The 14,334-nt window shown below is 50.4% G+C and carries 11 protein-coding genes; 6 read left to right on the forward strand and 5 right to left on the reverse strand.

Going from position 1 to position 14,334, the window contains the following annotated elements; all coding sequences use genetic code 11:
• Positions 1-48 precede the first annotated feature (48 nt).
• Positions 49-1,617: a serine hydrolase gene (locus AC4QZR_RS04055; RefSeq protein ID WP_494479733.1), complete on the forward strand. Its 1,569-nt coding sequence runs from the start codon at positions 49-51 to the stop codon at positions 1,615-1,617.
• A gap of 1,000 nt (positions 1,618-2,617) precedes the next feature.
• Here AC4QZR_RS04055 and ettA read toward each other — a convergent pair.
• The gene (gene ettA / locus AC4QZR_RS04060; protein ID WP_494479734.1) at positions 2,618-4,288 is read right to left on the reverse strand and encodes an energy-dependent translational throttle protein EttA; all 1,671 of its coding nucleotides are present in this window, start codon (positions 4,286-4,288) and stop codon (positions 2,618-2,620) included.
• A gap of 365 nt (positions 4,289-4,653) precedes the next feature.
• On the opposite strand from ettA, the gene AC4QZR_RS04065 reads away from it, so the two are divergent.
• The 3 genes from AC4QZR_RS04065 to AC4QZR_RS04075 all read left to right on the forward strand — a co-directional run bounded on the left by AC4QZR_RS04065 (position 4,654) and on the right by AC4QZR_RS04075 (position 7,265).
• Entirely contained in the window at positions 4,654-5,967 is a 1,314-nt protein-coding gene (locus AC4QZR_RS04065; protein WP_494479735.1) for a DUF349 domain-containing protein, read from the forward strand.
• 275 nt (positions 5,968-6,242) lie between these two features.
• Entirely contained in the window at positions 6,243-6,464 is a 222-nt protein-coding gene (locus AC4QZR_RS04070) for a DUF2795 domain-containing protein (protein WP_007652164.1), read from the forward strand.
• A 72-nt stretch (positions 6,465-6,536) separates the two neighbouring features.
• Entirely contained in the window at positions 6,537-7,265 is a 729-nt protein-coding gene (locus AC4QZR_RS04075) for an ABC transporter ATP-binding protein (protein WP_494479736.1), read from the forward strand.
• On the opposite strand, the gene AC4QZR_RS04080 is transcribed toward AC4QZR_RS04075, so the two are convergent.
• Positions 7,262-7,954 carry a 2-C-methyl-D-erythritol 4-phosphate cytidylyltransferase gene (locus AC4QZR_RS04080; protein ID WP_494479737.1) on the reverse strand — a complete coding sequence of 231 codons (693 nt, stop codon included), beginning with the start codon at positions 7,952-7,954 and terminating at the stop codon, positions 7,262-7,264. The two genes, AC4QZR_RS04075 and AC4QZR_RS04080, sit on opposite strands and share 4 nt — an antisense overlap.
• A 131-nt stretch (positions 7,955-8,085) precedes the next feature.
• On the reverse strand, positions 8,086-9,132 hold the full coding sequence (gene queA / locus AC4QZR_RS04085) for a tRNA preQ1(34) S-adenosylmethionine ribosyltransferase-isomerase QueA (RefSeq protein WP_253401159.1): 1,047 nt from the start codon (positions 9,130-9,132) through the stop codon (positions 8,086-8,088).
• 182 nt (positions 9,133-9,314) lie between these two features.
• On the opposite strand from queA, the gene AC4QZR_RS04090 reads away from it, so the two are divergent.
• Positions 9,315-10,562 carry an ABC transporter permease gene (locus AC4QZR_RS04090; RefSeq protein ID WP_494479738.1) on the forward strand — a complete coding sequence of 416 codons (1,248 nt, stop codon included), beginning with the start codon at positions 9,315-9,317 and terminating at the stop codon, positions 10,560-10,562.
• A gap of 140 nt (positions 10,563-10,702) precedes the next feature.
• Positions 10,703-11,566, forward strand: coding sequence for an LOG family protein (locus AC4QZR_RS04095; protein WP_303412050.1), 864 nt, complete (start codon positions 10,703-10,705; stop codon positions 11,564-11,566).
• A gap of 322 nt (positions 11,567-11,888) precedes the next feature.
• On the opposite strand, the gene AC4QZR_RS04100 is transcribed toward AC4QZR_RS04095, so the two are convergent.
• Together AC4QZR_RS04100 and AC4QZR_RS04105 are read right to left on the reverse strand one after the other, a co-directional pair.
• Positions 11,889-12,215: a hypothetical protein gene (locus tag AC4QZR_RS04100; protein WP_494479739.1), complete on the reverse strand. Its 327-nt coding sequence runs from the start codon at positions 12,213-12,215 to the stop codon at positions 11,889-11,891.
• A 28-nt stretch (positions 12,216-12,243) separates the two neighbouring features.
• Entirely contained in the window at positions 12,244-14,334 is a 2,091-nt protein-coding gene (locus AC4QZR_RS04105) for a hypothetical protein (protein WP_494479740.1), read from the reverse strand.

Below are 14,334 nucleotides of genomic sequence, written 5' to 3' on the forward strand. Positions count from 1 at the left end.
AAAGGACATAAAATTATATAACTTACCTTTGTAAATATTGACTCACCCATGAGCTATACCTATACCTTCTTCAAGCGCGTTGCGCTGTTCTTTACTTTAGCAACCATCGTTAGCCTGCAAGCCTCGGCCCAGCAAAACACAGCCGCTACGCTGCAAAAGCTCGACGCTTACTACCAGAAAGCCCTGAAAGACTGGGATGTGCCTGGCATGGCCATCGCCATCGTACGGAACGACTCCGTAATTTTCGCTAAAGGCTACGGCGTGCGCGACCTCAAGGCAGGCGGCCAGGTAGACGCCAACACCGTATTCGGCATTGCCTCCAATTCCAAAGCCTATACCGCTGCAGCGCTCGGTATACTGGTGGACGAAGGCAAGCTCAACTGGAACGACAAGGTAACAAAGCACCTGCCCTGGCTGCAGCTGTACAACCCCTACGTAACGCAGGAGCTCAACATAGAGGATTTGCTCAGTCACCGCGCCGGTTTCCGCACCTTCAGCGGTGACCTGCTCTGGTACAACACCACCTACAGCCGCCGCGAAATTCTGGAGCGTGCCCGTTACCTGCAGCCCGCCTACAGCTTCCGCGACGGGTATGGCTACTCCAACCTGATGTTCATCGCCGCCGGCGAAGTGATCGAGGCTGTGTCAGGACAGAAGTGGGAAGACTTCATCAAGCAGCGCTTTTTCGGCCCGCTGGGCATGAACCGCTCCTATACCTCCGTGAACGAACTGGCTGGCAAAGACAACATCGCCTCTCCACATGGTTCCGACGAAAACAGCAAGCCCTACCCCACTACTTTTACCGCCTGGGACAACTGGAACCCGGCAGCAGGTATATTCACGAGCGTAAACCAGCAAGCCCAGTGGATGCGTCTGCAACTCAACCGCGGCACTTATAAGGGCAAAAAGATTTTCAGTGAAGACGCCAGCCGCATTATGTGGACCGCCCACAACGCCATGCCTGTTTCAAAACAATCCGAGGCGAACGTGCCTTCCACGCATTTTTCGGCTGCTGGCCTGGGCTGGATGATGAACGACTACGAAGGCCGCAAAATACTGGCACACGGCGGTGGCCACGAAGGTATGAACAGCCGCACCGTACTGGTACCGGAAGAGAACCTCGGCATCGTGATTCTGACTAACAGCATGAGTAGCATTATGTCGCCGTTGGCCAACTATACCTTAGATCAGTTTTTTGGGGTACAAAACGGCCGCGATTGGAGCAAGTTCTCGCTCGACAACATGGCCAAAGCACGCAAAGCGCAGGAAGAAGCGGCCGCCAAAGCCCCCAAAGAAAAACTACGCAAGAGCAAACCAACCATGGACCTGGAGACCTATGCCGGCACGTACAACAGCCCGCTTTATGGCGACGCCACCATCACGGTGCAGAACAAGCAACTCGTGTTAGATTTGGCTCCAGCTCCAGCCTTGGGTGGCAAGCTCACGCACTGGCAGCACGATATCTTTAACCTGGAGTGGAAAAACAACTTCGCCCTGCTCACACCCACTAAAGTGCGCTTCATTGTTGGGCCTGATGGAAAAATTGCCGAAATGCGACTTGATTCCAACAATCCGGACTTCCACTTCAGCGAATTGGAGTTTAAGAAAGTGAAGTAAGCATTCCTGTTCTCTAAAAACAGCGGGGCCATACCTAGTGGTAGGTATGGCCCCGCTGTTTTTTTTAAGATACTGCTCTTAGTAAGCTACAATAACAGAAACGATGCTTGCAACTGCAAAGTATCCTGCTATAACAATGTATGCGAGTGCATCTTCATCAAAGTAAAGTTTTTTCATGAGTGACAACCTTTTAAACGTTAGAAATGCTTTAAAATACCTTTGGCCATCTTGGTATTCTTTACGCATTACGCCCGCAAACGTTGCACTATTTTAAAAGTTATTATAACTATTTATATATAAATATATAGATATTAATACACTTCTTACATACAAGTACTTACGACAGCATTAAACCTCTTTGCCCTGTTACGTAGCCATACGCATACTGGATACTTTAGCTGGAATTTTCTTAGCCTTTAAAACAACAAGGGCGATGCTTAACAGCATCGCCCTTGTTGCGAATTTATATAGGTAAGCTAAATTATGCTACTGCTACTAGTAAACTACTTATTGCACCACCAAGTACAAAGTAAGCAGCAACAATTACATTAGCCATAGTTTCATTAAGAGTAAATTTTTTCATGACAATAGAACTTTTTAAGGTTTAGTTTAGACATTATTATTTTAAGCATAAAAAAATTCACTTCTAGTAAAACATATTCATATTTTTCCCAGAAGATGTTGCAAATAAATATTAAATAAATGTTATATGCAAACAATTGAATATAATTCCTGTTTATTATAACAATACCATGCCCTAAAATCTACAGGCCATCTTTTTATATTCCAATATACTAATAATCAAGCACCTATATAACAGCAAATTATAACTCGAATAATCCTATAATTTTTTTGTTTAATATTTTCTCAAAATAATTTCATAATAAAGAATACACTCTAACTGATCAGCGCCCAAAAAGCAAAATCCCCTGCCGACCATTAGGCCAACAAGGGATTTTTCAAAACGAAAGCATTGGTTTTCAACACAAAACAGTGCAATCTATACCAGCTTCTTATAGCGTATGCGCTTCGGCTCTGTATCACCCAAACGCTTCTTCTTATTCTCTTCGTAATCTGTGTAGTTACCCTCGAACCAGTATACCTGCGAGTCGCCTTCAAAAGCCAGGATGTGCGTACAGATACGGTCCAGGAACCAGCGGTCGTGCGAAATGATCACGGCGCAGCCCGCAAAGTTCTCCAAGGCGTCTTCCAGTGCGCGGATGGCATTCACGTCCAGGTCGTTGGTCGGTTCGTCGAGTAGCAACAGGTTACCGCCTTCTTTGAGCGTCATGGCCAGGTGTACGCGGTTGCGCTCCCCGCCCGATAGCTTATCCACTTTCTTCTCCTGGTCGCCGCCCGAGAAGTTAAACTTGCTTACGTAAGCACGGGAGTTCACCTGGCGGCCGGCCATCATCATATGCTCCGTGCCTCCTGAGATCACCTCAAACACCGACTTGTTCGGGTCCAGCTGCGTGTGCTCCTGATCCACGTAGGAGATCTGCACGGTTGAACCCACCGTGAACTCACCTGCATCCGGTTTCTCCTGACCTGTGATCAGCTTGAACAAAGTAGTCTTACCGGCACCGTTCGGACCGATGATGCCCACAATGCCACCCTGCGGCAGGGAGAAGTTCAGGTTCTCGAACAGCAACTTATCGCCGTAGGCTTTGCTGATGTTGTGCGCCTCAATTACCTGTGTACCCAAACGCGGGCCATCCGGTATAAAGAGTTCCAGTTTTTCTTCTTTCTTAGAGGCTTCTTCGCTGGCCAGTTTATCGTACTGGCTGATACGTGCCTTCGACTTGGCATGACGGGCTTTCGGGGCCATACGCACCCACTCCAACTCACGCTGCAGAGTTTTCTGGCGCTTGCTTTCTGTCTTCTCCTCTTTCGCCAGGCGGGCAGCCTTCTGCTCCAGCCAGCTGCTGTAGTTGCCTTTCCAAGGTATACCTTCGCCGCGGTCCAGTTCCAGAATCCAGCCAGCCACGTTGTCAAGGAAGTAGCGGTCGTGGGTTACGGCAATTACGGTGCCTTTGTAGTGCTGCAAGTGCTGCTCCAGCCAGTCCACCGACTCCGCGTCGAGGTGGTTGGTAGGTTCGTCCAGCAACAGCACGTCTGGTTCCTGCAGCAGCAGGCGGCACAGGGCCACGCGGCGCTTCTCACCACCCGACAGGTTTCCGATCAAAGCATCTTCCGGCGGTGTGCGCAAGGCATCCATGGCGCGCTCCAGGCGGTTGTCCAATTCCCAGGCGTTGTGGTGGTCCAGTTTTTCCTGCACGATCCCCTGGCGTTCGATGAGTTTGTTCATCTCATCGTCCGTCATTTCCTCGGCAAACTTCATGTTGATTTCGTCGAACTCCCTCAACAGGGCAACCACTTCGCTTACGCCTTCTTCTACCACTTCGCGCACCGTTTTGGTCGGGTCGAGCTGTGGTTCCTGCTCCAGGTAGCCTACCGAGTAGCCCGGCGACCACACTACTTCGCCGCGAATCTCTTTGTCCACGCCAGCGATGATTTTCAGCAGGCTTGACTTACCGGAGCCGTTAAGGCCCAGCACGCCTATTTTGGCACCGTAGAAAAAGGAGAGGTAAATATTCTTGAGTACTTGCTTCTGTGGCGGGTAGATCTTGCTGACCCCGGCCATGGAGAAAATAATGGTTTCGTTGCTCATTTTACTGTATATCAGTTTAGTACTGTCTGCAGACAGCAATTTTAGTTTACATAGGAACAGCATTTACAGCGCCCTGTCCGACAAATCCGTGCGGTCTGGCCGTTTTTATGCCAACAAATACAAATATCGTAAAAATTCATGTGTTTATGGTTCACAAAAGTGCTTTGAAATCACTAAACTTGTAGAAAAACTGTATGGGAGAAGTCCGCACAGACTGATCGTGGCACCATGTCAGGTGATTATTCGAAGTCTTCTGCAGCTAAACAGCAGACTGTCAACACTACCACCTGACTTGCGTATGCTAAGGTTAGTCTAAATTCTGGACCCTTTGCCCTTTTATGTTCCGACTCTAACCCAATCCTTAAATGGAAAACAACGACCTATTGGAAGAAGCTAAAAAGTATGGCTTCATTCAGGACCAGCAAGTATGGCTGAAAGCTTTTATGACCTACCCTGACAGGAAGGTAGGCGAGGTGAAAGAATCAGAGGAAGACTCGCTGGTTTATTTTGCCAGGCGCTTTCACATGTTCAGCGATAAAGTAAACGCCTTGCTCGAGCGCATCGCAACTTCCGAAAACAAAGGCTCTTTCCTGATGAAAGTGCTGCATATGAAAGACCAGGTCGGTAATTATGACGCGCTGGGCGACTTTGAGTCCATTTACCATACGCTGAGCAAAGCGGAGGAGGATATCAATGAGACCATCAAGCAGAACCGCGAGAAGAACCTGAGCATCAAGATCGGGCTTATACAGGAGGCAGAGGAATTGCAGAATAGCCTGGAGTGGAAAGAGACCTCTGACAAGATGAAAGACCTCCGTGCCACCTGGATCAAGACTGGCCCTGTAGAGAAAGACCTGACTGAAGAGATAGAGGAGCGCTTTAAAACAGCGCTGGAGGCTTTCTTTGAGCGCAAAAAGTCCTTCTTCAACGACAAGAAGACGATGCAGAACCGCACCTACGACAGGTATAGAGACCTGATCGCGAAGTCGGTGGCGCTGCAAAACTCCGAGGAATGGGAAGCCACAACGGCCAAACTGAAAGACCTGCAGACGCAATGGAAGCAGATTGGCGGATCGCTGCCGCGCGCTACGACCAACAAGCTGTGGACTGAGTTCAGGAAAGCGCACAACCATTTCTTTGAGCGTCTCAAAGTGAAGATCACCAACGAGAAGACCGACTCAAAGGAGAAATACTACGAAACCAACCTGGAGCGCAAGCAGGAACTGGTAGGTCAGGCGGAGGAATTGCTTCAGCACAATAGTCTGAACGACGCTGTGAAGCGCGCCAAGGAACTGCAGGCAGAGTGGAAAAAGGTAGGCCCCGTACGCCCCGATGTCTCAGACGCGATCTGGGAGCGCTTTATTAAGGCATGCGACCGTGTGTTTGAAATGAGCAGCCTGGAGCACTACATACGCAAGCGCCAGCAGAACGCAAACGAAACCTATGGCCACGAGGAAGGGCTGAACGCCCGCATCAACGCCCTACGCGACTTCATCAAGTCCGACCGTCAGGAACTGGAGGTGCTCGAATCGAACCTGGGCAAACTGAGCGAAGCGCCAAGCAACGATTCGTTCCGCAGCATGCTTTTGGGCAAGATCCGTAATTTCAACCGCAAGATCACGACCAAGCAGGCTTTGATCGAAATGCTCCAGGAGCAATTGAGTACAATCAATAAATAGATAAATAAAGATTTAACTATATCTTTTGAGGAGGCGTCTGTTGCGAATGCGGCAGACGCTTTCTATATTTACCTACAACCCAATCAAGGTAAATTTCAGTAATAAATGGAGTCCGAAAAAATTTGACTCAAAATGAACATTTACTGTGTATTTGCGTTGTTTTGGTAAAAACAATCACAAAAGCAATAAATATTTCAAAAAAATTTTAGTTTGTGATTTAATTCATACTTTTGCGAACTATTTTTTTAACGCCATTATTTAAGGAGAAACATACTATGTATTGGACACTGGAATTAGCATCATACCTGGAGGACGCACCTTGGCCAGCCACTAAGGACGAGCTGATCGACTATTCTATCCGCTCAGGCGCCCCTATGGAAGTGGTAGAAAACCTGCAGGCACTTGAAGACGACGGACAGCCTTACGAGAACATCGAGGAGATCTGGCCTGACTACCCTACCAAGGAAGACTTCATGTTCAACGAAGACGAGTACTAATTAGTGATTGATTAGATGATGGGGGTCGATTGATCGAACCACTGCTATTCACTTCTCACTATTCATTACTCATTGAACAACATCGTTGAAGTAAAAAATCTGGTTGCGGGTTATGAGCATCGAACTCTGATCCGCAACCTTTCTTTTTCTGTGCCTGCTCAGGCATTTGTGGCTATTGTGGGCCATAACGGGGCGGGCAAAACAACCCTCTTCCGGGCTTTTCAGCAGAAAATACCCTACCAGGGGCAACTCCTGCTGCGTGGCCATGATTTGCGCCACACCAAAGACGCCGCAGCCTCCGGCCTCCTTTCCTATCTCCCCCAAAAGAACATTGTCTCTTTCTCGATCAGCGTGCTTGACCTGGTTGTGATGGGCCTTTTCCGAAAGAAAAGCTTTTTTGAGAACTACACCGCACAGGATTACGCCCAGGCCCGTGACACGCTGGCGCAGCTGGAGCTGACGCATCTGCAGGAGCAGGACTTTACAACCCTTTCAGGAGGTGAACAGCAAATGGTATGGCTGGCGCAACTGATGCTCCAGGACGCCGATGTCGTGTTGCTCGACGAACCGACGCAACAGCTGGATGTATACTATAAGAAGCAGGTATTCCGACTTTTGCAGCAATGGGTGCGGCAAAAAGGCAAAACGGTGTTCTGCATAACACATGACCTCTACAACCTGCAGCCGATGCAGGGCTTTCTCCTCAACCTCTCCAAACCCGACCCTACACTCGAGCAGCTTTCCCCCGAAACGGTGCAGCAGAACCAGGTATACCTGGAAGCGCAACGCATTGTCCGCTAAGGCAGCGACTCAAACTGCTTCACCAGCACTTCGGCCAGCAGCAGGTCTTCCGGCGTAGTGATCTTGATGTTACTGTAGCTGCCTTCCACCAGCGCTATACCTGCGCCCAGCTGCTCTACCACCGATGCATCGTCGGTGAAGTGCTCCTGCTCGGGCTGTTCGTAAGCTGCCCGCAACAGATCGGCCTTAAAGCACTGAGGGGTCTGCATCAGTTTATACCTGGTGCGTGGCACAGCCTGGCTCCCGCTCCCGGTAAGCTCCCGGATAGAGTCCTTCGGCGATACAGCCACTACAGCAGCCCCCGATTCAGCCGCCTGCTCAAAGGCTGCTTTGATTATACCTGTGCTTACAAATGGCCGCACGCCATCGTGCACAGCCACCAATGCCTCGCCGTGCACCGTTGCCAAGCCATTCTTCACAGAGCCGAAGCGGGTCTTTCCTCCCGGAACCGCCATGTGGAATATAGGAAATTTATGCTGTTTGCATAGGTTTCGCCATACCTGCAACTGGTCCTCTGGCAGCACCACGATGATGCGTATGTCCGCACTGTAGGTATAGAACCGCTCAATGGTGTGCATGAGGAAAGGCTTGCCAGCAAGTTCGATGAATTGCTTGGGCATAGTGTGCTGCATGCGGCTGCCCGTGCCACCGGCCACAATAATGGCGTATTGTTGCAAAGCTTTCTCCATAGGATAGGTATAGGTATTGTAGCAGTCTGTTGTGCTGAGCAATTGCCAGCTGTGCTAATTACGAAGCTGCAAATAAAACAAAAAGCCCCGACTTTGGAGAGCCGGGGCTTTGCTAAATCTTATACCTGCTATTAGAGGATCAGCATCACGTCGCCGTAACTGAAGAAGCGGTACTTTTCTTTTACGGCTTCTTCGTAGGCTTTCATCACTAGTTCATAACCACCAAAAGCAGCCGTCATCATCAGCAGTGTGCTCTCCGGCATGTGAAAGTTTGTCACCAAGGCATTGGCGATCTTGAAGTCATACGGAGGGAAGATGAAACGGTCTGTCCAGCCCTCGTTTGGCTTCAGGCGGTTGCTCGCCGATACCGAAGACTCCAATGCACGCATGGTCGTTGTGCCGATGGCACATACGCGCTTCTTGTTGTCCAGCGCTTTGTTCACCATTTCGGCTGTTTCGGCTGGCACCATGAAGTTCTCAGAGTCCATCTTATGCTTGGTCAAATCTTCCACATCCACCGGACGGAAAGTGCCCAGGCCCACGTGTAATGTAAGCGGCGTTACATCCACTCCTTTGATTTCGAGGCGCTTAAGAACCTCTTTCGTGAAGTGCAGACCAGCAGTTGGAGCAGCTACGGCGCCTACGTTTTTGGCGTATACGGTCTGGTAACGCTCCTTGTCTTCCGGCTCGGCTTCGCGGTTAATGTATTTTGGAAGCGGGGTCTCGCCCAGTTCGTTAATGGTCTTGTAAAACTCCTCGTCCGGACCATCGAACAAAAACTTGATCGTGCGGCCGCGGGATGTCGTGTTGTCGATTACTTCTGCTACCAGGTCGCTATCGCCAAAGTATAGCTTGTTGCCTACACGGATCTTGCGGGCCGGGTCTACCAGCACGTCCCACAGGTGGATGTCCTTATTGAGCTCACGAAGCAGAAACACTTCGATCTTGGCGCCGGTTTTCTCTTTGTTGCCATACAGGCGGGCCGGAAATACTTTGGTATCATTTACTACCATCACATCACCCTCGTCAAAATACTCCAGGATGTCTTTGAAGATGCGGTGCTCAATTTTGCCCGTGTCGCGGTGCAACACCATCATGCGCGACTCGTCGCGGTTGGCGGAAGGATGCGCTGCTAGCAGGTTCTCAGGTAGCTCAAACTTAAATTCTGATAACTTCATACTTTTTATAATACGGTATAAATCGTGCTGACTTGGAATGGCCTGTATCGGATAATATGCCGGTTTCCCGAAAATTCGGCCCGGCTTACCCATGATACAATTAAAAAATCAAACCGCAAATTTACTTAGTTTGACCGAAATATTCTTACTTTTAAGAAAATTACTTTGCTATACGCCAATCTATGATCTACATCCGCCTAATAGCTGAAAGTTTCCGCTTTGCATGGCAGGCCTTACGTGCTAACCTGCTCCGAACGATCCTCTCCCTGCTGGGCGTTACAATAGGCATTTTCGCCATCATCTCGGTTTTCACGCTGGTTGACTCGCTCGAGCGCAACGTGCGCGACAGCATGAGTTTTATTGGCGACAAGGTGCTGTATGTAGAGAAGTGGCCCTGGAGTTTTGGGGGCGAATACCCTTGGTGGAAGTACTTTAAGCGCCCGCAGCCCAACACCCACGAATACCGCTTGCTGGACCGCAACCTGACCAACGACGCTGGTGTGGCTATTTTTGCCAACAGAGGACGTAGTCTGTTTAAGTATCGCAACAACAGCTTCAAAGACGCCGGCCTGATGGGCGTTACCTACGACTATAACAAAGTAACGGAGATTCCGGTGGCCGAAGGCCGCTACTTCGTGCCGCAGGAGGTGGACGCCGCCCGAAATGTGATGATCGTAGGCGACGAGGTGGCCAGCACGCTCTACCCGGGCCAGACAGCCATTGGGCAGGAACTCAGAGTGAGCGGACATAAGTTCACGGTAATAGGCGTGATGGAGAAACAGGGCGAAAGCATGTTTGGCATGCCTAACTTCGACCAGATGGGCATTGTACCCTACGGCACGTTCAGCAAGATGTACGCAACCGGCCCTAACGGCATTGGCTCGACCATTGCGGTAAAGGGTCGTGACGATGACGTGGGACTGCTGGAGCTGGAGTACGAGGTGCGGGGCATGATGCGCAACATCCGGGGCCTGAAACCACGCGACGAGGACAGCTTCGCCATAAACCGCCCCGAAATGGCTACTCAGGCCATCACGGGCCTGTTTCAGGTCATCGGCCTGGCTGGCTGGGTGATCGGCGGCTTTGCGATTCTGGTGGGTGGCTTCGGTATTGCTAACATCATGTTCGTGTCTGTTAAAGAGAGAACCAACATCATCGGTATACAAAAATCACTGGGCGCCAAAAATTATTTCATCCTGTTCCAGTTCTTGTTCGAGTCTGTGTTCTTGAGCGTTATTGGCGGCGGCATCGGCATCCTGCTAGTATTTCTGCTCACGCTTATACCACAAGACATGATGAAGATATCGCTCTCGGCAGGCAACATAATTCTGGGCCTTGGCGTATCGGCGGTGATAGGTATGCTGTCGGGTATCATTCCGGCGGTGCTCGCCTCAAACCTGGACCCGGTGATTGCCATTCGCTCCAAGTAAAAAAGACACAACCGTGGCTGCAAAGTTTAACCTCCATGCTGCAGACACAAACCCTTTAAATTATTTATTAAATGAAGAAGGCGCCTCTACAGGAGTGCGCCGCAGGAGGTCTGCCTCCTGAAGAAGACGAAGAAAGATTTATGGCAAAGCTTAGAAAGACAAGCAAAACGAAACTCAACGACGAGTCACACAACAGCGGCAGCGGACAAACGATCCTAAACCCGGACGTAAACGAAAATAAAGCAAAAACCATTACCGACCTGCGCGAGGCGGGGCACGTACAGGCCCCGCCTGCCTCTGCAGAGGACATCAAAATCCGAAAGGCCTTTGTAGACAAGGACTGGAACGAGATCAAGATCGCCGACTCATGGCAGATCTTCAAGGTGATGTCGGAGTTTGTGGAAGGCTTCGAGAAGATGGCCAAGATCGGCCCCTGCGTTTCTATTTTCGGATCGGCCCGCACCAAGAACTCCCACAAGTACTACATCATGGCCGAGGAAATCGCTGCCAAGCTGGTACGCCATGGCTATGGTGTGATCACAGGCGGTGGACCGGGCATTATGGAGGCCGGTAACAAAGGCGCACACTCTGAGGGCGGCAAGTCTGTAGGACTGAACATTCACCTGCCATTCGAGCAGTTCAACAACATCTACATCGACTCTGACAAGCTCATCAACTTCGACTATTTCTTTGTGCGCAAAGTGATGTTCGTGAAGTATGCACAGGGCTTCATCGTGATGCCGGGTGGCTTTGGCACACTCGACGAGCTGTTCGAGGCGATCACCTTGATCCAGACCAAGAAGATCGGCGCATTCCCGATCGTGCTGGTAGGGCGCGAATTCTGGGGAGGCCTGTTTAAGTGGGTGGAGGACGTGATGCTGAACACAGAAAGCAACATCAGCCCGGAAGACCTGAACCTGGTGCACATCGTAGACGACGCTACCGAAGCGGTGAAAGTGATCGACGATTTCTACAGCAAATACCTGCTGTCTCCAAACTTCTAAGAAAGAGAATTCCCAATAAAAAAACGCCCTGCTGCAGAACAGCGGGGCGTTTTTTTGTGGACTTCCCTATCTTTAACCTTTAACTTGGCTCGATATTATTTTTCTAATATTTGCACCATGCTGTTACCTAGGTATAGGAACACTGCTTTTATAACTTCCGAGCAGTCATTGCAATACCTGCTAACAAGGCAAGACTGGTCCTTACGGCTTGTATTTTGAGACCTAACGTCGGCTTTAGTTTACCAACGTTACTCGTGCATAGTGTGGGCAAGGCTTAGCTGCAGCCTAAACTATGAACTTTGTTGTAGGGTGTAGTTTTTCTTTATATCCAGTTTTCTCCCCTTAATGTAAGTATCACCCCTGCAAGCACTATATGGATTGAAACTATACTTATAACAGTCCATTTAAGGCTTTTCCTGTTTCCAATTGTATCAATCAACAACCCGTAAACGGTATACTGAAGGATGGCAAGGATTACAAAAGGTAATTCTATGCCACGTGAAAACAGGATTCCAATCAGCCCAAAAGGGAACAATATTATAGCTGGTTCAAACATGCCATGACCACCACCCATCATAAGAACTGCAATGAAAAGCAAAATTGGCGTCCAAATGGAGAGCTTCTTTGTCCACTTTAAGGTAAGAGTCATTTCTTTTAAATTCTTAATTACCTATACCCTACAACTTCACCTCAAATGAGGTGCTTCCACTAACAGGTATACCCTCAGCTGTTTGGCCCTGTACCCGTATCTCAAATACGCCGGTTTCGTCGGAGGTATAGAAGGTGAAGGTGGCAGTGCCGTCAGCTTCAGCCTGCAGGTATGGCTGCCAGTATAGCTGCTGCCGGAAGTCGGGGAGTTGGGCATGCGCTCCGTCGCCGGAAGTAGCGGTTGGCACAACAAAGTTTCGTGGCAGATTGTACTGCTCATACAGTACGGGCCGCCCCTTTTCTTTGAGTCGTTCGCGGGCCTCTCCGCTTTTGGTATAGATGGCGAACATGCCGTTGTCTACCAGGCGCCCCAGGTTGCCGGCGTATAGTTTCTCCTCTGACCAGGCAATCTCGATAGAGGCAATATCATTCAGGTCGAGCGCCATGATTTCATCCATGTTCTCCAGCATCACGCCGTCCAGCAGGTATAACGGCTCCTCTTTCATCATGCGCTTGGTTTCGGAGGACACGTATAGTAGTCGTACAGTTTGTCTCCCTTTCTTTTTGCGCATACGCAGGTTAGTAGATACCTCCCGAATGGCCTCCTCTACATTCTGGAAAGCAACATACTCATCCAGCTTGAACACCCGGTCGGCTGGCAAGCGCGGAAGCGGAGCAGTGGCATGCGGCTCTGTCAAACCGTAGATCTCATGGATATTAGCGCGAGTATAGTGCTTCTGCGCAACGCTGATCACATGCGGTGGAAGCGCCTGCACAAAGGCCGTGTCTAGATGTTTGGCGAAAGTTTCCTGCTGAAAAGGCGCCTTTACATCCGCCTGCCGCATGGGCTCTACTAGGGACTCTCTTCGGAAGCGGGCTTCGGTTTCATTTCTGGCAATAGCCTCCCACAGCTCCTGGTCAGTTCCATACCTTTGCTGCATCTCGTTTACAGCGATAAAACCATTTGGCTGCTGAAGTGCTGCACGGCGCTCCGCTACTGAGGCTGCGAGCCAGGCAGCGGGCAGCAGTCCCTTTACGGTGACGGTAACTTGCTGGCGGGTGCCATACTGCTGACGATCTGACTGCACTACCATACCTGCTGCATTAGGTAGCCTCACCTGCTGCTCGGCTACTACCAAACCACCCGTGTTGAGCAGTAGCAGGCGGCATTCTGGTCGTGCTGCATCGCGCCACGGCACCGTAACCTGACTAGCTCCGGTTACATGCTGCGCGAAATAAACCATTCCCCCTGAAGCGGCCACGAGCACATGCCCTGTCCCTGACTTGCCCTGCACACGCACAGGTATACCTGCTGTACCTGCTTGGCCTACCGCCAGGGCTATACCTTGCGGCTTTGGCTTTGGAAGGATCACTTGTTGCGGTGCATAGCCCTCTGCCTGCAGTTGCGCAACCAGTTCCTGCTCTTCTGTAGCCATCAGACTGAAAGTCGCTATACCTGTTTCGTCGCTTTTGAAAGTAGTGATAGTCTGCCCGGCCATATCCGTCACTATACCTTGGGCGGCTATACCAATACCTGCAGCATTGGTCACGGTCGCTACTATTTTGGCAGGCACCCCGGCAGGCCACACACCGGACTCGGGGAAGAAGCGCACCTGTAGCGGTTTGGCTTTTACTGGCTGTGACTGCAGCGCCCTGACTTCGTTCGGGTTCACGATAGTGAGTTGCTCCCGCCAGTGTTGCTGTGCACTGAAGTTCCTCGTCCAGTTGGTGGCGGCCTGTAGGGTATACCTACCCGATGGCATGTCTTCTGGCAACAGAAAGTCTCCTTGCGCTTTGCCGTCTTCGATAACCAGCCGCTGGCTGATCAGGGGGGTGCCTTTCGCATCCAGCAGTTCAACGTAAAGCACCCGGCTTGCGGGAGCAGTTGAGCTCTTTTGCACGGCAGCGCTGTACCAGAGGCGCTCCCCGGTTATGTACCAGGGCTGACTGTGAACCAGCTGTACCTGCTCGTCGGAGAGTTGGCGCTGCACCTGGGCGGCAGCGACTTTGGTCACTTGCTCATGCTGGGCAAAGGCGGGCAGACTAAGGCAGCACACTGCCAACAACCAACCTGCAGCTGCCAATTTCCTGCTCTTTATTATTCCGGGTTTGATCATCAT

The sequence above is a fragment of the Pontibacter sp. YIM B11418 genome (assembly GCF_059278805.1).

Excerpts from the sequence above, each read along its gene's own strand:
- AC4QZR_RS04090 (WP_494479738.1), top strand. The coding sequence starts at position 9,315 with ATGATCTACATCCGCCTAATAGCTGAAAGTTTCCGCTTTGCATGGCAG.
- AC4QZR_RS04055 (WP_494479733.1), top strand. The coding sequence starts at position 49 with ATGAGCTATACCTATACCTTCTTCAAGCGCGTTGCGCTGTTCTTTACT.
- queA (WP_253401159.1), bottom strand. The coding sequence starts at position 9,132 with ATGAAGTTATCAGAATTTAAGTTTGAGCTACCTGAGAACCTGCTAGCA.
- AC4QZR_RS04070 (WP_007652164.1), top strand. The coding sequence starts at position 6,243 with ATGTATTGGACACTGGAATTAGCATCATACCTGGAGGACGCACCTTGG.
- AC4QZR_RS04095 (WP_303412050.1), top strand. The coding sequence starts at position 10,703 with ATGGCAAAGCTTAGAAAGACAAGCAAAACGAAACTCAACGACGAGTCA.
- AC4QZR_RS04105 (WP_494479740.1), bottom strand. The coding sequence starts at position 14,334 with ATGATGATCAAACCCGGAATAATAAAGAGCAGGAAATTGGCAGCTGCA.
- AC4QZR_RS04065 (WP_494479735.1), top strand. The coding sequence starts at position 4,654 with ATGGAAAACAACGACCTATTGGAAGAAGCTAAAAAGTATGGCTTCATT.
- AC4QZR_RS04080 (WP_494479737.1), bottom strand. The coding sequence starts at position 7,954 with ATGGAGAAAGCTTTGCAACAATACGCCATTATTGTGGCCGGTGGCACG.
- AC4QZR_RS04100 (WP_494479739.1), bottom strand. The coding sequence starts at position 12,215 with ATGACTCTTACCTTAAAGTGGACAAAGAAGCTCTCCATTTGGACGCCA.
- ettA (WP_494479734.1), bottom strand. The coding sequence starts at position 4,288 with ATGAGCAACGAAACCATTATTTTCTCCATGGCCGGGGTCAGCAAGATC.